This is a genomic window from Pseudomonas sp. IT-P74 (assembly GCF_949768175.1).
In the GTDB taxonomy this organism is placed as follows: domain Bacteria; phylum Pseudomonadota; class Gammaproteobacteria; order Pseudomonadales; family Pseudomonadaceae; genus Aquipseudomonas.
In genome coordinates, this window is record NZ_CATKQD010000044.1 from 208,977 (window position 1) to 225,645 (window position 16,669).

Sequence of the window (16,669 nt, forward strand, 5' to 3'; positions counted from 1 at the left end):
AGAGGAGCGCGCGCCAGTCGCGCGCCCCCAATCTTTACATAGGCTTCCCCCCGAAATGATGGACATCAACGAGATTCGCGAATACCTGCCTCACCGTTACCCGTTCCTGCTGGTGGACCGGGTAGTGGAGCTGGATGTTGAAGGCAAGCGCATTCGCGCCTACAAGAATGTCAGCATCAACGAACCGTTCTTCAATGGTCACTTCCCTGCGCATCCAATCATGCCGGGCGTATTGATCATCGAGGCAATGGCTCAGGCTGCCGGGATCCTTGGTTTCAAAATGCTCGACGTGAAGCCGGCCGATGGCACGCTCTACTACTTCGTCGGTTCCGACAAACTGCGTTTCCGCCAGCCTGTGCTGCCGGGCGATCAGTTGATCCTTGAAGCCAAGTTCATCAGCTGCAAGCGTCAGATCTGGAAGTTCGAATGCCAGGCTTCGGTCGATGGCAAACCGGTCTGCTCTGCTGAAATCATCTGTGCGGAACGCAAGCTATGAGTTTGATTGACCCTCGTGCAATCATCGATCCGTCGGCTGTTCTGGCTGACGGCGTCGAGGTCGGCCCGTGGTCGATCGTCGGCGCAGGTGTGGAAATCGGCGAGGGGACAGTCATCGGGCCACACGTGATTCTCAAGGGCCCGACCCGAATCGGTAAGTACAATCGCATCTACCAGTTTTCCTCGGTGGGCGAAGACACACCCGACCTGAAGTACAAGGGCGAGGAAACCCGCCTGGTGATCGGTGATCACAACGTCATCCGTGAAGGCGTGACGATTCACCGTGGCACTGTCCAGGACCGTTCGGAAACGACCCTGGGCGATCACAACCTGATCATGGCCTATGCCCACATCGGCCACGACAGCGTTATCGGCAACCACTGCATCCTGGTGAACAACACCGCACTGGCGGGCCATGTGCACGTGGAAGATTGGGCGATCCTCTCCGGTTTTACGCTGGTTCACCAGTATTGCCACATTGGCGCCCACAGCTTTTCAGGCATGGGTACGGCGATCGGCAAGGATGTTCCTGCGTATGTCACGGTGTTCGGCAATCCTGCCGAAGCCCGCAGCATGAACTTCGAGGGCATGCGCCGTCGGGGCTTCAGCGAAGATGCGATCCATGCGCTGCGTCGTGCCTACAAGGTGGTGTACCGCCAGGGCCTGACCGTGGAGCAGGCACTCGCCGAACTGGCCGAGCCTTCTGCGCAGTTCCCGGAAGTAGCGGTGTTCCGTGACTCCATCCAGTCTTCGACTCGCGGCATCACTCGCTGACCATGGCCAATCTGCGTATTGCGCTGGTAGCGGGTGAAGCTTCCGGCGACATTCTGGGTGCGGGCCTCATGCGCGCGCTCAAGGCTCGTCACCCGGCTGTCGAGTTCATCGGTGTCGGTGGTCCGTTGATGCAGTCTGAAGGCCTGACCTCGTATTTTCCGATGGAACGTCTGTCCGTCATGGGCCTGGTGGAAGTGCTGGGCCGGTTGCGCGAACTGCTGGCGCGGCGCAAGAAGCTGGTCGCCGACCTGATCGACGCGAAACCCGATGTGTTCATCGGTATCGACGCGCCGGACTTCAACCTCAATATCGAACTCAAGCTGCGTCAGGCCGGAATCAAGACCGTGCATTACGTCAGCCCGTCGGTCTGGGCCTGGCGGCAGAAACGCGTGCTGAAGATTCGCGAAGGCTGCGACCTGATGCTCACGCTGTTCCCGTTCGAAGCCAGGTTCTACGAAGAGAAGGGCGTGCCGGTGCGGTTCGTCGGCCATACCCTGGCCGATGCCATTCCACTGCAGGCCGATCGCGCGGCTGCCCGGGCCGAACTCGGTTTGCCCGACGGGCCGCTGGTGGCGTTGATGCCCGGCAGCCGCGGTGGTGAAGTTGGCCGGCTCGGTGCGTTGTTCCTCGACACGGCCCAGCGCTTGCGAGCGTTGCGCCCGGGTGTGCGGTTTGTCATGCCATGCGCCAGTGCGCAACGTCGCGCACAGCTTGAAGAACTGTTGGCCGGTCGCGATCTGCCCCTGACCCTGCTCGACGGCCAGTCTCATCTGGCCCTGGCAGCGTGCGATGCGGTGTTGATTGCCTCGGGCACCGCAACGCTTGAAGCGCTGCTGTACAAGCGACCGATGGTGGTCGCCTATCGCCTGGCGCCGCTGACGTTCTGGATTCTCAAGCGCATGGTGAAAAGCCCCTACATTTCGTTGCCGAACCTGTTGGCCCAGCGTCTGTTGGTACCCGAGTTGTTGCAGGACGATGCCACGGTCGAAGCGCTGGCCCAGACCTTGTCGCCGCTGATCGAAGGTGGGGAAGAACAGACCCGCGGTTTCGACGAGATTCACCGGACCCTGCGTCTGGATGCCTCCAACCAGGCTGCGGACGCAGTGCTGAACCTGATCGGCCAAGTAAAATGAGTAAAACGAATATGCAGATGGGGCTGGATTTCACCTTGGTCGCTGAAATCGAAGAGTTGGTTGCCGGTGTCGATGAAGTGGGGCGCGGCCCGCTCTGTGGCGCGGTGGTGACGGCGGCAGTGATCCTTGATCCAAACCGCCCGATCCTCGGCCTGAACGATTCGAAGAAACTCACCGAAGCCCGCCGTGAAAAGCTCTACGACGAAATCTGCGAAAAGGCCCTGAGCTGGTGCATCGCTCGTGCCGAAGTCGAAGAAATCGACGAGCTGAATATCCTGCACGCCACCATGTTGGCCATGCAGCGCGCGGTCGCCGGGCTGCACGTTCAGCCAAAACTGGCGATGATCGACGGCAACCGTTGCCCGAAACTGCCGATGCGCTCCGAGGCTGTGGTCAAAGGCGATAGCAAGGTCCCCGCCATCGCCGCCGCATCGATTCTGGCCAAGGTCAGTCGCGACCGGGAAATGGCTGCGTTCGAATTGATCTACCCGGGTTACGGTATTGGCGGGCACAAAGGCTACCCGACCCCCGTTCATCTGGAAGCGCTCGCCCGTCTTGGTCCTACCCCGATTCACCGGCGTTCGTTTGCTCCGGTCCGGATGGCGTATGAAGCGTTGGAAATCATCATCGAGAGTTAGTCGCAAGGCTGATTTTTTCTACCAAGGCCCGGTACAATCCGGGCCTTGTTGTCTTCACGCTTACAGACAGGATCACTATGCCGGCTTCATTCGTTCACCTACGCCTGCACACTGAATACTCCCTGGTCGACGGTCTGGTGCGGATCAAACCGCTGGTCAAGACCCTGGTCGGCATGAACATGCCTGCCGTGGCGGTCACCGACCAGAACAACATGTGTTCCCTGGTCAAATTCTATAAAAACGCCATGGGTGCCGGGATCAAGCCGATCTGCGGTGCCGACCTGTGGCTGTCGAACAAGGATCCGGACAACCCGCTGAGCCGGATCAGCCTGCTGGTGATGAACGCCGAAGGCTATCGCAACCTTACCGAACTGATTTCACGCGGCTTCATCGACGGTCAGCGCAATGGTGCGGTCATCATCGAACGCGAATGGGTTGCTGAAGCCAACTCGGGCTTGATCATGCTGTCGGCGGCCAAGGAAGGCGAGATCGGCCAGGCCATGCTCGGCGGCAACCCGGCCGAGGCCGAAACCCTGGCTCGCGAATGGATGGAAGTGTTTCCGGACCGTTTTTATCTGGAAATCCAGCGCACCAACCGCCCCAACGATGAAGAGCAACTGCACGGCGCCGTGGCCCTGGCCGAGAGGCTCGGTGCGCCGCTGGTCGCGACCAACGATGTGCGCTTCATCAAGCAGGAAGACTTCGCCGCCCACGAAACCCGCGTTTGCATCGGTGAGGGCCGCGCCCTCGATGATCCGCGGCGTTCGAAGAATTACAGCGATCAGCAGTACCTCAAAAGCGCCGAGGAAATGGCCGAGCTGTTCAGCGACATTCCCGAGGCGCTGGAAAACACCGTCGAGATCGCCAAGCGCTGCAACATCGAAGTGAAGCTGGGTACGCACTTCCTGCCCAACTTCCCGATCCCCGATGGCATGACCATCGACGAGTACTTCCGCAAGGTATCCTTCGACGGCCTGGAAGAGCGCCTTAGTGTTCTGCTGCCCAAAGACACCACCGAAGACTACGAAGCCAAGCGTCAGGTCTATGTCGACCGACTGAATTTCGAACTGGATATCATCATCCAGATGGGGTTCCCCGGTTACTTCCTGATCGTGATGGACTTTATCCAGTGGGCCAAGAACAACGGCGTACCAGTGGGCCCTGGCCGTGGATCGGGTGCCGGGTCGCTGGTGGCCTACGTACAGAAGATCACCGACCTCGACCCGCTGGAATATGACCTGCTGTTCGAACGTTTCCTCAACCCAGAACGGGTATCCATGCCCGACTTCGACGTCGACTTCTGCATGGACGGTCGTGACCGGGTCATCGACTACGTAGCCGAGAAGTACGGCCGCAACGCCGTGAGCCAGATCATCACCTTCGGTTCCATGGCGGCAAAGGCTGTGGTCCGCGACGTGGCGCGGGTGCAGGGCAAGTCCTATGGCCTGGCGGATCGTCTGTCGAAGATGATTCCGTTCGAAGTCGGCATGACCCTGGAAAAGGCCTACGAGCAAGAAGAGATCCTGCGCGACTTCATCAAGGTCGATGAAGAGGCCGCGGAAATCTGGGAGATGGCCCGCAAGCTCGAAGGCGTTGTGCGTAACGTCGGCAAGCACGCCGGTGGTGTGGTTATCGCCCCGACCAAACTGACCGACTTCTCGCCGATCTATTGCGACGAGGCCGGTGACGGCCTGGTAACCCAGTTCGACAAGGATGACGTCGAGGCGGCGGGCCTGGTGAAGTTCGACTTCCTCGGTCTACGGACCCTGACGATCATCGACTGGGCGCTGAAAACCATCAACCGTGACCGTGCCAAGGTCAACGAGCCGCCGCTGGATATCGCGTTCATTCCGCTGGATGACAAGCCGACCTACACCTTGCTGCAAAAAGCCGAAACCACGGCGGTGTTCCAGCTTGAATCCCGGGGCATGAAGGAGCTGATCAAAAAGCTCAAGCCCGACTGCCTGGAAGACTTGATTGCACTGGTGGCGCTGTTCCGTCCGGGTCCGCTGCAATCGGGCATGGTGGACGACTTCATCAACCGCAAGCACGGTCGCGCCGAGCTGGCGTATCCGCACTCGGACTACCAGTACGAGGGCCTCAAGCCCGTACTGGCACCGACTTACGGCATCATCCTGTATCAGGAACAGGTGATGCAGATTGCCCAGGTCATGGCCGGTTACACCCTCGGTGGTGCGGACATGCTGCGTCGCGCCATGGGTAAGAAAAAACCCGAGGAAATGGCCAAGCAGCGTGGCGGCTTCATTGAAGGTTGCGCCACCAACAATATCGACGCGGACCTCGCCGGTAACATTTTCGACCTGGTAGAAAAATTCGCCGGTTACGGCTTCAACAAATCCCACTCCGCCGCCTATGGCCTGGTGTCGTACCAGACCGCATGGCTGAAGGCGCACTACCCGGCGCCGTTCATGGCGGCGGTACTCTCGGCGGATATGCACAACACCGACAAGGTCGTGACCTTGATCGAAGAAGTGCGGACCATGAAGCTGCGTCTCGACGCGCCGGACGTGAACACGTCCGAATTCAAGTTCACGGTGAACGACGAAGGCCGGATCATTTACGGCCTGGGCGCCATCAAGGGCGTGGGCGAGGGTCCGGTCGAGGCGATCACCGAAGCGCGTCTGGCCGGTCCGTTCAAGGATCTGTTCGATTTCTGCGCCCGGGTCGACCTCAAGCGCATCAACAAGCGCACCCTCGACGGTTTGATCCGCAGCGGTGCCCTGGATCGCCTCGGGCCGTATTTCCACGATGAGCAGAAAGCCTACCAGGCCAACATCGACCGCAATCGCGCGGTGCTGCTGACAGCCATGGAAGAAGCGATCAAGGCGGCCGAACAGACCGCGCGCACTCAGGACAGCGGTCACTCCGACCTGTTTGGCGGTCTGTTTGTCGAAGAGGACGCCGACGTCTACGCCAACCACCGCAAGGCCAAGGAGCTGACCCTCAAGGAGCGCCTGAAAGGGGAGAAAGATACCCTCGGCCTGTACCTGACCGGTCACCCGATTGACGAATACGAAGGTGAAATCCGTCGCTTCGCCCGCCAACGCATCATCGATCTGAAACCGGCGCGTGATACCCAGACGGTTGCAGGGATGATCATCGCCTTGCGGGTGATGAAGAACAAAAAGGGCGACAAGATGGGGTTCATCACCCTCGACGACCGCTCCGGGCGGATCGAGGCCTCGCTGTTTTCCGAGGCGTTCCATTCCGCGCAGTCGCTGTTGCAGACCGATGCGATGGTGGTGGTCGAAGGCGAGGTCAGCAACGACGACTTCTCCGGTGGCCTGAAGTTGCGGGTCAAGCGGGTGATGAGCATGGAGGATGCTCGCACCAATCTGGCCGAAAGCCTGCGCCTGAAGTTGCATGCCAAGGACCTCAAGGGCGATCAGCTACGCTGGCTGGGTGAGCTGTTGAAGCGTCACCGCGGCGCGTGCCCGGTCACCATGGACTACACCAGCCCCGATGCGAAGGCCATGTTGCAGTTCGGCGAAGGCTGGCGAATCGATCCGGCGGATGCGTTGATTCAAGCCCTGCGTGACCAGTTCGGGCGAGACAACGTCTTCCTCCAATACCGTTGACGGTCAGTGCTATCAGAATGCCCTGACCTTGACCTGAATTTTTAATCTCGACCTCAACGCGCCTGTCCCTTAAGGTAGGGCGCGAATAGACAACCGGCCGGCCCAAGAACCCTTGGGACTCGACCCAAGACGGACGCCTATGAACCCGAATTTTCTAGATTTCGAACAGCCGATCGCCGACCTGCAAGCCAAGATCGAAGAGTTGCGCTTGGTCGGTAATGACAATTCGCTGAATATCGGCGATGAGATCTCCCGCCTGCAGGACAAGAGCAAAACGCTGACCGAAGACATCTTCGGCAAGCTGACCAGCTGGCAGATCGCACGTCTGGCGCGTCACCCGAAACGTCCGTATACCCTGGACTACATCGAACACATCTTCACCGAGTTCGACGAACTGCACGGTGACCGTCACTTCTCGGACGACGCCGCGATCGTTGGCGGTATTGCCCGTCTGGACGACAAGCCGGTGATGATCATCGGTCACCAGAAAGGCCGTGAAGTGCGCGAGAAGGTTCGCCGCAACTTCGGCATGCCGCGTCCGGAAGGCTACCGCAAGGCTTGCCGCCTGATGGAAATGGCCGAGCGTTTCAAAATGCCGATCCTGACCTTCATCGACACCCCGGGCGCTTACCCCGGCATCGACGCTGAAGAGCGCAACCAGAGCGAGGCGATTGCCTGGAACCTGCGTGTCATGGCTCGCCTGAAAACCCCAATCATCGCCACCGTGATCGGTGAGGGTGGTTCCGGCGGTGCACTGGCGATCGGTGTCTGCGACCAGTTGAACATGCTGCAATACTCGACCTACGCGGTGATCTCGCCGGAAGGTTGCGCTTCGATTCTGTGGAAAACCGCCGAGAAAGCACCGGATGCCGCAGAAGCGATGGGCATCACCGCCGAGCGCCTTAAAGGCCTGGGCATCGTGGACAAGGTGATTGGCGAGCCACTGGGTGGCGCGCACCGTGACCCGGCCGCCGCCGCCGCATCGATCCGCGCCGAGCTGAGCTCGCAACTGTCGATGCTGAAGAAGTTCGACAACGATGCGCTGCTCAAGCGCCGCTACGATCGACTGATGAGCTACGGTCTCTAAGTCGAACACGCAGTGCCCATGTGGGAGCGAGCCTGCTCGCGAAAGCGGTATGACAGCCAACGAATGTGTTGAATGTTGCACCGTCTTCGCGAGCAGGCTCGCTCCCACATTTGATTTGTGCAAGGTGATGGATATGAGTCGGTCCAATATTGATCTGCCCGCCAGACTCTTGTTGAATCTTGCCTCGTGGCGCAATGCGGCCCATTGGCACATCGCCTTCTCCGGCGGCCTGGACTCCACCGTCCTGCTGCACCTTCTTGCACACCTCGCAAAAACCGAATCCCTCCCCGCCCTGAGCGCCATCCATGTCCATCACGGCCTTCAAGCCGTGGCCGATGCGTGGCCGGAACGTTGTCGTGCCGTGTGCGCTGCGCTGGGCGTGCAACTGCAAGTGGTTCGCGTGCAGGTGCAGCCGGGTGCCAGCCTTGAACGTGCAGCCCGGGATGCGCGTTATCAGGCCTTCACTCAAACCGTTCAGGCCAACGAAGTGCTGCTGACGGCCCAGCACCGCGACGATCAGGCGGAAACCCTGTTGTTTCGTTTGTTGCGCGGAGCGGGCGTGCGCGGATTGTCTGCCATGCCGCGTCAGCGCCCGTTGGGCAAGGGGCACTTGCTGCGGCCATTGCTTGATGTCACGCGGGCTGAACTGGAGGCTTATGCCAGTGCGCATGGCTTGAGCTGGATAGAAGACCCCTCGAACCAGGACCGGCAGTACTCGCGCAATTACCTCAGGCATCAAGTCTTGCCCGTGCTGATCCAGCGCTGGCCACAAGCGGTGGCGACCATGGCCCGCAGCGCGGCGCATTTGACTGAAGCGCAGGGGTTGCTCGAAGAGCTGGCGGACATGGATTTGCGTGAGGCCAGCTCTGGCAGCGAATTCGCCTGGCTGGGATTGCGATCTCTTGAACTGGCGCCTCTTGCGCAACTGTCTGATGCCCGGCAGCGCAATGCCTTGAGTCATTGGCTCGAACCGCTGACCCGTTTGCCGGACACTGACCATTGGTCGGGTTGGAAGGATTTGCGCGACGCCACCGGTGATGCCTGCCCGGTGTGGCGGCTGGCCGATGGCGAACTGCATCGGGCGGGGGGGCGGATCTGGTGGCTGTCCGGCCGCTGGCTGCGGCCTTTGCCCGGCGCCGGGGTGTGGCTGGATCCGGCTTCTGCGCTGGCTATTGCGGGCAACGGCGTGCTTTCGCTCACCGGTCAAATCCCCGATGGCCCGCTGCATATCCGCTATCGTGAAGGGGGAGAGGTCATGGCCTTGCCAGGCCGGGGCCATCGGGACCTGAAACGTTTGCTCAATGAAAGCGCTGTACCGTCCTTCGTACGCGGCAGATTGCCGCTGCTCTACAAAGACGGGCAACTGCTGGCGGTAGCGAACCTCAAGGGGCTCGATGGTAGTGCGCTCGGCGACTGGCATTTGCATTGGCAGCCACTGAACGAAGATCAAGGTTTGAGCTGAAAGGGGCTTTCCGGTAGACTACGCTCCCTTCTTGATACAACTTCTGTGGATTCGCCTGAATTGCAGGAGTTGCCGATTACCAAGCAGTCTTTGCTGGGCGATTCCAAAAAATGTGTAGCGAGCAACGAACCGGTGTTTCATCTTCCGGTCTGTCCCAACGCGGCGGTTTTTTTGAAAGGTGCACTGTGATTAATGCAGGTGATCGGGGGCTTCGGCCTTCCTTCGCTTTCCCCGGCGGCTCGGACCGCTTTAACGCAGACTTCTAGGGTTTTTCATGACGCGCTACATATTCGTCACGGGCGGTGTTGTTTCTTCATTGGGGAAAGGCATTGCATCGGCATCATTGGCGGCCATCCTGGAGGCGCGGGGACTTAAGGTCACCATGCTGAAGCTGGACCCGTACATCAACGTCGACCCGGGCACCATGAGCCCGTTCCAGCACGGTGAAGTGTTCGTCACCCACGACGGCGCCGAGACCGACCTGGACCTGGGTCACTACGAGCGGTTCATCCGCACGACCATGACCCAGAACAACAACTTCACCACCGGCCGTGTTTACGAGCATGTCCTGCGCAAGGAGCGCCGTGGTGACTACCTGGGCGCAACCATCCAGGTGATCCCGCACATCACCGACGAAATCAAGCGCCGCATCATCAAGGGTGCAGGCGATGCCGACGTGGCAATGGTCGAGATCGGTGGCACCGTGGGTGACATCGAATCGCAACCGTTCCTCGAAGCCATCCGCCAGTTGCGTTTCGAAGTCGGCGCCAAGCGTGCGATGCTGATGCACCTGACACTGGTGCCGTACATCGCCACCGCCGGCGAAACCAAGACCAAGCCAACCCAGCACTCGGTGAAGGAACTGCGTTCCATCGGCCTGCAACCGGACGTGCTGGTCTGCCGCTCCGACCACCCGATCGATATTTCCTCGCGTCGCAAGATCGCGCAGTTCACCAACGTTGAAGAGCGTGCGGTGATCGGCCTGGAAGACGCCGATACCATCTACAAGATCCCGGGCATCCTGCACTCCCAGGGCCTGGACGATTTCGTCGTCGAGCGTTTCGGCCTGCAATGCGGCGGTGCCGATCTGTCCGAGTGGGAAGCCGTGGTCGACGCCAAGCTCAACCCTGAGCACGAAGTCACCATCGCCATGGTCGGCAAGTACATGGAGCTGCTGGACGCCTACAAGTCGCTGATCGAAGCGATGAGTCACGCAGGCATCAGCAACCGTACCAAGGTCAACCTGCGCTACATCGATTCCGAAGACATCGAGAACCAGGGCACTGCGCTGCTCGAAGGCGTCGACGCCATCCTTGTGCCTGGCGGCTTCGGTTTGCGTGGCGTTGAAGGCAAGATCACCGCGGTTCAATACGCTCGCGAAAACAAGGTTCCGTACCTGGGTATCTGCCTGGGCATGCAAGTGGCCGTCATCGAGTTCGCACGTAACGTGATGGGCTGGAAAGACGCCAACTCCACCGAGTTCGATCGTGCAAGCGGTCACCCGGTCGTGGGCCTGATCACCGAGTGGGAAGATGCCACCGGCGCCGTCGAAACCCGTACCGAAACCTCCGACCTGGGCGGCACCATGCGCCTGGGCGCGCAGGATTGCCTGCTGGAGCCAGGCTCCCTGGTCCACGGTTGCTACGGCAAGGACGTGATTGTCGAGCGTCATCGTCATCGCTATGAAGTGAACAACAACCTGCTGCCGCAAATCATGGAAGCCGGTTTGAAAATCTCCGGTCGTTCCGGTGATGGCGCACTGGTTGAAGTGGTTGAAGCGCCGGATCACCCATGGTTCGTCGCTTGCCAGTTCCACCCTGAGTTCACCTCGACGCCACGCGACGGTCACCCGCTGTTCAGCGGTTTCGTCAAGGCAGCGTTGACTCAACACCAGAAGAAGGCGTAACCCCGATGGCACAGAAGATCATCCGCGTCGGCGACATCGAGATTGCCAACGACAAGCCCATGGTGCTGTTCGGCGGCATGAACGTGCTGGAAAGCCGTGACATGGCCATGCAGGTTTGCGAAGAGTATGTGAAGGTCACCGAAAAGCTCGGTATCCCTTATGTGTTCAAGGCCAGTTTCGACAAGGCCAACCGGTCTTCTGTGACCTCCTATCGTGGTCCTGGCCTGGAAGAAGGCATGCGCATCTTCCAGGACATCAAGCAAGCCTTCGGCGTGCCGATCATCACCGACGTCCACGAACCTGATCAGGCCGCGGTCGTCGCTGAAGTCTGCGACATCATCCAGTTGCCGGCCTTCCTGTCGCGCCAGACCGACCTCGTGGTCGCAATGGCAAAGACCGGCGCCGTGATCAACATCAAGAAAGCCCAGTTCCTCGCCCCTCAGGAAATGAAGCACATCCTGAACAAGTGCGTGGAAGCGGGTAACGATCAGTTGATCCTCTGCGAGCGTGGTTCGAGCTTCGGCTACAACAACCTGGTCGTCGACATGCTCGGCTTCGGCATCATGAAGCAGTTCGAATACCCGGTGTTCTTCGACGTGACCCACGCGCTGCAAATGCCGGGTGGTCGCTCCGATTCCGCCGGCGGTCGTCGCGCCCAGGTCCTCGATCTGGCGAAGGCCGGCATGAGCCAGTCGCTGGCCGGCCTGTTCCTGGAAGCCCACCCGGATCCGGACAACGCCAAATGCGACGGTCCTTGCGCCTTGCGCCTGGACAAACTGGAGCCATTCCTGGCCCAGCTCAAGGCTTTGGACGAACTGGTGAAGAGTTTTCCGACGGTAGAAACCGCGTAATCCTCAATTCTCCGGTAAAGTACCGCACGATTTAACGCTCAGGCCCTCGGGCCTGAGCCTTGTCGTCTGCAAGACTGCCCGCTGCACCTCACTTGCCGACGATCATAGATTTCCTACAGCTGCGTCGTTTTCGTCAACTTTGGAGTGTTTACAACAATGGCTAAAATCGTCGACATCAAAGGTCGTGAAGTTCTCGACTCCCGTGGCAATCCCACCGTGGAAGCGGACGTGCTTCTCGACAACGGCATCATCGGCAGTGCCTGCGCGCCGTCCGGTGCTTCCACTGGCTCGCGTGAAGCGCTCGAGCTGCGTGATGGCGACAAGAGCCGTTACCTGGGCAAGGGCGTTCTGAAGGCCGTAGCCAACATCAACGGTCCAATCCGCGACCTGTTGAAAGGCATGGACCCAAGCGACCAGAAAGCGCTTGATCTGGCAATGATCAAGCTCGACGGTACTGAAAACAAAGGTTCCCTGGGCGCCAACGCGATCCTCGCCGTTTCCCTGGCCGCGGCCAAGGCAGCAGCACAGGACCAGGACCTGCCGCTGTACGCTCACATCGCCAACCTGAACGGCACTCCGGGTGTCTACTCGATGCCGGTTCCGATGATGAACATCATCAACGGTGGCGAACACGCCGACAACAACGTCGACATCCAGGAATTCATGGTTCAGCCGGTTGGCGCCAAGTCTTTCTCGGAAGGCCTGCGCATGGGCACCGAGATTTTCCACCACCTCAAAGCTGTGCTGAAGGCCCGTGGCCTGAGCACTGCCGTCGGTGACGAAGGTGGTTTCGCGCCGAACCTGGCTTCCAACGAAGACGCTTTGAAAGTGATCTCCGAAGCCGTGGCCAACGCCGGTTACAAGCTGGGCACCGACGTGACCCTGGCCCTGGACTGCGCGGCCAGTGAATTCTACGAAGACGGCAAGTACAACCTGTCCGGCGAAGGCCAGGTGTTCACCGCTGAAGGTTTCGCTGATTACCTGAAAGGTCTGACCGAGCGTTACCCGATCATCTCCATCGAAGATGGCCTGGACGAGTCCGACTGGGCTGGCTGGAAGATCCTCACCGACAAGATCGGCGAGAAGACCCAGCTGGTGGGCGACGACCTGTTCGTGACCAACACCAAGATCCTGAAAGAAGGCATCGACAAGAAGATCGCCAACTCGATCCTGATCAAGTTCAACCAGATCGGCACCCTGACCGAAACCCTGGAAGCCATCCAGATGGCCAAGGCTGCCGGTTACACTGCCGTGATCTCGCACCGCTCCGGCGAAACCGAAGATTCGACCATTGCCGACCTGGCCGTGGGCACCTCGGCTGGCCAGATCAAGACCGGCTCCCTGTGCCGTTCCGACCGCGTTTCCAAGTACAACCAACTGCTGCGTATCGAAGAGCAGTTGAACGGCAAAGCCAAGTACAACGGTCGTAGCGAGTTCCGCGGTTAAGCGGAAATCGATAAAAAGACACCGGATTGTGTCGAAAAAATCGCTACAGCGACGTTTTTGCCACTAATCTGATGCCTTATATGCACAAGCCTGGTTCTTCCAGGCTTCGTGCTATCAGAAGCTTCACGTTTTGGCATGGCTGTCTTTTTTCACTGGATACCTGATATTCGATGCGCAGTCCCAATTGGTTGTTCCTCATCCTGCTTTTGCTGCTGGCTGGCTTGCAGTACCGCCTGTGGGTGGGAAACGGCAGTCTGGCGCAAGTGGCCGAGTTGACTCAGCAGATTGCCGATCAGCAGGCTGAGAACCAGGCATTGCTGGAACGCAACCGGGTGATGGACGCCGAAGTCAGTGAGTTGAAAAAAGGCATGGAGACCGTTGAAGAGCGGGCTCGTCATGAGTTGGGCATGGTCAAGGACGGTGAAACCCTTTACCAGTTGGCCCAATGATTAATTCGTTACCGGCCTTCTGGGCCGTGATTCCTGCCGCGGGCGTCGGTGCCCGTATGGCCGCGGACCGTCCCAAGCAATACTTGCAATTGGGCGGGCGCACTATTCTCGAACACAGCCTTGGCTGTTTCCTTGATCATCCATGCCTCAAAGGCCTGGTGGTCAGCGTTGCTGTTGACGATCCTTATTGGCCGAACCTGGCGTGTGCCAGTGATCCGCGTATTGCGCGGGTCGAGGGCGGTGCCGAACGTTCCGGGTCGGTGCTCAATGCCTTGCTGCACTTGCATGCGCAGGGTGCCGACGATGAGGATTGGGTACTGGTTCACGATGCCGCACGGCCGAACCTCAGTCGTGACGATCTGGACAAGCTGCTGGCTGAACTGGCTGACGATCCTGTTGGCGGGCTGTTGGCGGTTCCGGCGCGGGATACGCTCAAGCGGGTCGACAAGCACGGTCGTGTGGTCGAAACCGTGGATCGCAGTGTGATCTGGCAGGCCTACACGCCGCAGATGTTTCGCCTTGGGGCGTTGCATCGGGCACTGGCTGACAGCCTGGTGGCCGATGCCGTTATTACCGACGAAGCTTCGGCCATGGAGTGGGCCGGTTCGTCACCACGGCTGATCGAAGGGCGGTCCGACAACCTCAAGGTTACGCGTCCTGAAGACCTTGAATGGTTGAGGCAGCGTTGGGCCAATCGTCGCTAAAAGATCTTAAATCCTGTACTCCGGCCTTTGAGCCAACCCCTCCTTTAAAAAATCCACCAACTTGCGCACCTTCGGCGACAAATGCCGCTGTTGCGGATACAGCGCCCAAACCGCTGTGTTCGGCGGTTGATGCGCCTCCAGCAACGAAATCAACGCACCGCTTTTCAAGTGTTCCAGCACGTAATAGTCCGGCAACTGACACAGCCCGACGCCTTGCAGTGCAGCGTCCAATACCGCTTGCCCACTGTTGCAGCGCCAGTTTCCCTGAACCCTTTGCGAAAATTCCCGTCCGTTCTGTTCCAGTTGCCAGAGGTCCGAACTGCCGATGAGGCAGTTGTGGCGGTTCAGCTCCGACAGGCTGTGCGGGCGACCGTAGCGTTCAAGGTAGGAGGGCGATGCACAGAGAAACATGCGTCGCGGCGCGAGGCGGGTGGCGACCAGCCGTGAGTCCTGCAAGCGCCCGAGGCGAATCGCCAGATCCAGGCCTTCGTGCACGAGGTCAAGCTGGCGATTGCTAAGTTCGATGTCGATACGCAGTTGCGGATACAGCCCCATGAAGCGGGTCACCAGCGGCACGATGAAGCGCTCACCGTAAGCCACGGCACAGGTCATGCGCAGCATGCCCTTGGGTTCGCTGGTCAAGTCACCGACTGCGCGCAACGCTTCTTCGCGACCATCCTGCAAACGCTGACAATGTTGCAGGAAGGTTTGCCCGGCTTCGGTCAGCGCGACCCGGCGAGTACTGCGGTAGAGCAGGCGGGTTTGCAGGCGTTCTTCGAGGCGTACGATTTGTCGACTGATGTGGGAGGAAGAAACCCCCAGGCGCTCCGCAGCAGCGGTGAATTGGCTGCATTCGGCGACGGCGACAAACTCGTCGATTCCTTCCCAGCGATTTTCGGACATCGATGATTATCCCTGTGCGGCAATAATATTTTGCATTTGTATCGATTATTCATCGTTGAGCCATGTATTACACTCCCTGTCTCGTTTAAATTCACCGGAGAGTCACCATGATCAAGTCGCGCGCCGCCGTTGCCTTCGAGGCCAAGAAGCCCCTCGAAATCGTTGAAGTCGATGTCGCCATGCCCAAGGCCGGCGAAGTCTTGCTGCGCGTGGTGGCCTCCGGTGTTTGTCATACCGATGCCTACACACTGTCCGGCGCAGATCCGGAAGGCATCTTCCCGTCGATCCTCGGCCACGAAGGCGGTGCGATCGTGGAAGCGATTGGCGAGGGCGTGACCTCCGTTGCAGTCGGCGATCATGTGATCCCGCTGTACACCCCGGAATGCCGTCAGTGCAAATTCTGCCTGTCGGGTAAAACCAACCTCTGCCAGGCGATTCGCGCGACCCAGGGCAAAGGCTTGATGCCCGACGGTACTTCGCGTTTTTCCTACAAGGGCGAAACGATTTTCCACTACATGGGTACTTCCACCTTCTCCGAGTACACCGTGCTTCCGGAGATTTCCGTGGCGAAGATCGCCAAGGAAGCGCCACTGGAAAAGGTCTGCCTGCTGGGCTGCGGTGTCACCACCGGCATCGGCGCGGTACTCAACACCGCCAAGGTGAAGCCGGGTGACACCGTGGCCATTTTCGGCCTCGGCGGCATCGGTCTGTCGGCTGTCATCGGGGCTGTCAAAGCCAAGGCTGCCCGCATCATTGCCATCGACATCAACCCGGCGAAATTTGAAATCGCCAAACAGTTGGGTGCAACCGACTGCGTGAACCCGAAAGACTTCGATCGCCCGATCCAGGAGGTCATCGTCGACATGACCGATGGCGGCGTGGATTTTTCCTTCGAGTGCATCGGCAATGTGCAACTGATGCGCGCGGCGCTGGAGTGCTGCCACAAGGGCTGGGGCGAGTCGGTCATCATCGGCGTTGCCGGTGCCGGCCAGGAAATCTCGACCCGTCCGTTCCAGTTGGTCACCGGCCGCGTCTGGCGGGGTTCGGCGTTCGGCGGCGTGCGCGGCCGTACCGAGTTGCCAAGCTATGTGGAAATGGCCGAGACCGGTGAGATTCCGCTGGATACCTTCATCACCCACACAATGGGCCTGGAAGATATCAACAAGGCGTTTGACCTGATGCATGAAGGAAAAAGCATCCGTTCCGTCATCCATTTCTGAGG

General features: G+C 59.6%; 14 protein-coding genes. 13 read left to right on the forward strand and 1 reads right to left on the reverse strand.

Annotated features, from left to right (window positions below):
* The first annotated feature begins 55 nt into the window (after positions 1-55).
* From fabZ to ispD, 12 genes are all read left to right on the forward strand, one after another.
* Positions 56-496, forward strand: a complete 441-nt coding sequence (gene fabZ / locus ACM6J5_RS19370; protein WP_007978374.1) for a 3-hydroxyacyl-ACP dehydratase FabZ — start codon at positions 56-58, stop codon at positions 494-496.
* Entirely contained in the window at positions 493-1,269 is a 777-nt protein-coding gene (gene lpxA / locus ACM6J5_RS19375; protein ID WP_095943880.1) for an acyl-ACP--UDP-N-acetylglucosamine O-acyltransferase, read from the forward strand. The genes fabZ and lpxA overlap by 4 nt, the downstream gene beginning before the upstream one ends.
* Before the next feature lie 2 nt (positions 1,270-1,271).
* On the forward strand, positions 1,272-2,402 hold the full coding sequence (lpxB, locus tag ACM6J5_RS19380; RefSeq protein ID WP_095943881.1) for a lipid-A-disaccharide synthase: 1,131 nt from the start codon (positions 1,272-1,274) through the stop codon (positions 2,400-2,402).
* Between the two features lie 11 nt (positions 2,403-2,413).
* Positions 2,414-3,040, forward strand: coding sequence for a ribonuclease HII (rnhB, locus tag ACM6J5_RS19385; RefSeq protein WP_414929220.1), 627 nt, complete (start codon positions 2,414-2,416; stop codon positions 3,038-3,040).
* Positions 3,041-3,117: 77 nt separating this feature from the next.
* Positions 3,118-6,639, forward strand: coding sequence for a DNA polymerase III subunit alpha (dnaE, locus tag ACM6J5_RS19390; RefSeq protein WP_095943883.1), 3,522 nt, complete (start codon positions 3,118-3,120; stop codon positions 6,637-6,639).
* Between the two features lie 139 nt (positions 6,640-6,778).
* Positions 6,779-7,726 carry an acetyl-CoA carboxylase carboxyltransferase subunit alpha gene (locus ACM6J5_RS19395; protein WP_095943884.1) on the forward strand — a complete coding sequence of 316 codons (948 nt, stop codon included), beginning with the start codon at positions 6,779-6,781 and terminating at the stop codon, positions 7,724-7,726.
* Positions 7,727-7,859: 133 nt separating this feature from the next.
* Positions 7,860-9,188, forward strand: coding sequence for a tRNA lysidine(34) synthetase TilS (gene tilS, locus ACM6J5_RS19400; protein ID WP_414929174.1), 1,329 nt, complete (start codon positions 7,860-7,862; stop codon positions 9,186-9,188).
* A 274-nt stretch (positions 9,189-9,462) separates the two neighbouring features.
* Positions 9,463-11,094: a CTP synthase gene (locus ACM6J5_RS19405; protein ID WP_095943886.1), complete on the forward strand. Its 1,632-nt coding sequence runs from the start codon at positions 9,463-9,465 to the stop codon at positions 11,092-11,094.
* Positions 11,095-11,099: 5 nt separating this feature from the next.
* Positions 11,100-11,945, forward strand: coding sequence for a 3-deoxy-8-phosphooctulonate synthase (kdsA, locus tag ACM6J5_RS19410; RefSeq protein WP_056720954.1), 846 nt, complete (start codon positions 11,100-11,102; stop codon positions 11,943-11,945).
* Positions 11,946-12,101: 156 nt separating this feature from the next.
* Positions 12,102-13,391, forward strand: a complete 1,290-nt coding sequence (eno, locus tag ACM6J5_RS19415) for a phosphopyruvate hydratase (RefSeq protein WP_056720952.1) — start codon at positions 12,102-12,104, stop codon at positions 13,389-13,391.
* A gap of 170 nt (positions 13,392-13,561) precedes the next feature.
* A complete protein-coding gene (gene ftsB, locus ACM6J5_RS19420) occupies positions 13,562-13,840 on the forward strand; it encodes a cell division protein FtsB (RefSeq protein ID WP_007970710.1) in 279 nt (92 codons plus the stop codon).
* Positions 13,837-14,544 carry a 2-C-methyl-D-erythritol 4-phosphate cytidylyltransferase gene (gene ispD, locus ACM6J5_RS19425; RefSeq protein WP_095943887.1) on the forward strand — a complete coding sequence of 236 codons (708 nt, stop codon included), beginning with the start codon at positions 13,837-13,839 and terminating at the stop codon, positions 14,542-14,544. The genes ftsB and ispD overlap by 4 nt, the downstream gene beginning before the upstream one ends.
* A gap of 6 nt (positions 14,545-14,550) precedes the next feature.
* Here the strand turns inward: ispD and ACM6J5_RS19430 are convergent, their stop codons facing one another.
* Positions 14,551-15,447: a LysR substrate-binding domain-containing protein gene (locus ACM6J5_RS19430; RefSeq protein ID WP_095943888.1), complete on the reverse strand. Its 897-nt coding sequence runs from the start codon at positions 15,445-15,447 to the stop codon at positions 14,551-14,553.
* A gap of 107 nt (positions 15,448-15,554) precedes the next feature.
* Between ACM6J5_RS19430 and ACM6J5_RS19435 the strand changes: the two genes are divergently transcribed.
* Positions 15,555-16,667, forward strand: a complete 1,113-nt coding sequence (locus ACM6J5_RS19435; protein ID WP_015093777.1) for an S-(hydroxymethyl)glutathione dehydrogenase/class III alcohol dehydrogenase — start codon at positions 15,555-15,557, stop codon at positions 16,665-16,667.
* Positions 16,668-16,669: the final 2 nt, after the last annotated feature.

What these genes read in the sequence shown, in the direction of transcription:
- dnaE (WP_095943883.1), top strand. Translation starts at nt 3,118, where the DNA reads ATGCCGGCTTCATTCGTTCACCTACGCCTGCACACTGAATACTCCCTG.
- kdsA (WP_056720954.1), top strand. Translation starts at nt 11,100, where the DNA reads ATGGCACAGAAGATCATCCGCGTCGGCGACATCGAGATTGCCAACGAC.
- eno (WP_056720952.1), top strand. Translation starts at nt 12,102, where the DNA reads ATGGCTAAAATCGTCGACATCAAAGGTCGTGAAGTTCTCGACTCCCGT.
- ACM6J5_RS19395 (WP_095943884.1), top strand. Translation starts at nt 6,779, where the DNA reads ATGAACCCGAATTTTCTAGATTTCGAACAGCCGATCGCCGACCTGCAA.
- rnhB (WP_414929220.1), top strand. Translation starts at nt 2,414, where the DNA reads ATGCAGATGGGGCTGGATTTCACCTTGGTCGCTGAAATCGAAGAGTTG.
- fabZ (WP_007978374.1), top strand. Translation starts at nt 56, where the DNA reads ATGATGGACATCAACGAGATTCGCGAATACCTGCCTCACCGTTACCCG.
- ftsB (WP_007970710.1), top strand. Translation starts at nt 13,562, where the DNA reads ATGCGCAGTCCCAATTGGTTGTTCCTCATCCTGCTTTTGCTGCTGGCT.
- lpxA (WP_095943880.1), top strand. Translation starts at nt 493, where the DNA reads ATGAGTTTGATTGACCCTCGTGCAATCATCGATCCGTCGGCTGTTCTG.
- ACM6J5_RS19405 (WP_095943886.1), top strand. Translation starts at nt 9,463, where the DNA reads ATGACGCGCTACATATTCGTCACGGGCGGTGTTGTTTCTTCATTGGGG.
- ACM6J5_RS19435 (WP_015093777.1), top strand. Translation starts at nt 15,555, where the DNA reads ATGATCAAGTCGCGCGCCGCCGTTGCCTTCGAGGCCAAGAAGCCCCTC.
- tilS (WP_414929174.1), top strand. Translation starts at nt 7,860, where the DNA reads ATGAGTCGGTCCAATATTGATCTGCCCGCCAGACTCTTGTTGAATCTT.
- ACM6J5_RS19430 (WP_095943888.1), bottom strand. Translation starts at nt 15,447, where the DNA reads ATGTCCGAAAATCGCTGGGAAGGAATCGACGAGTTTGTCGCCGTCGCC.
- lpxB (WP_095943881.1), top strand. Translation starts at nt 1,272, where the DNA reads ATGGCCAATCTGCGTATTGCGCTGGTAGCGGGTGAAGCTTCCGGCGAC.
- ispD (WP_095943887.1), top strand. Translation starts at nt 13,837, where the DNA reads ATGATTAATTCGTTACCGGCCTTCTGGGCCGTGATTCCTGCCGCGGGC.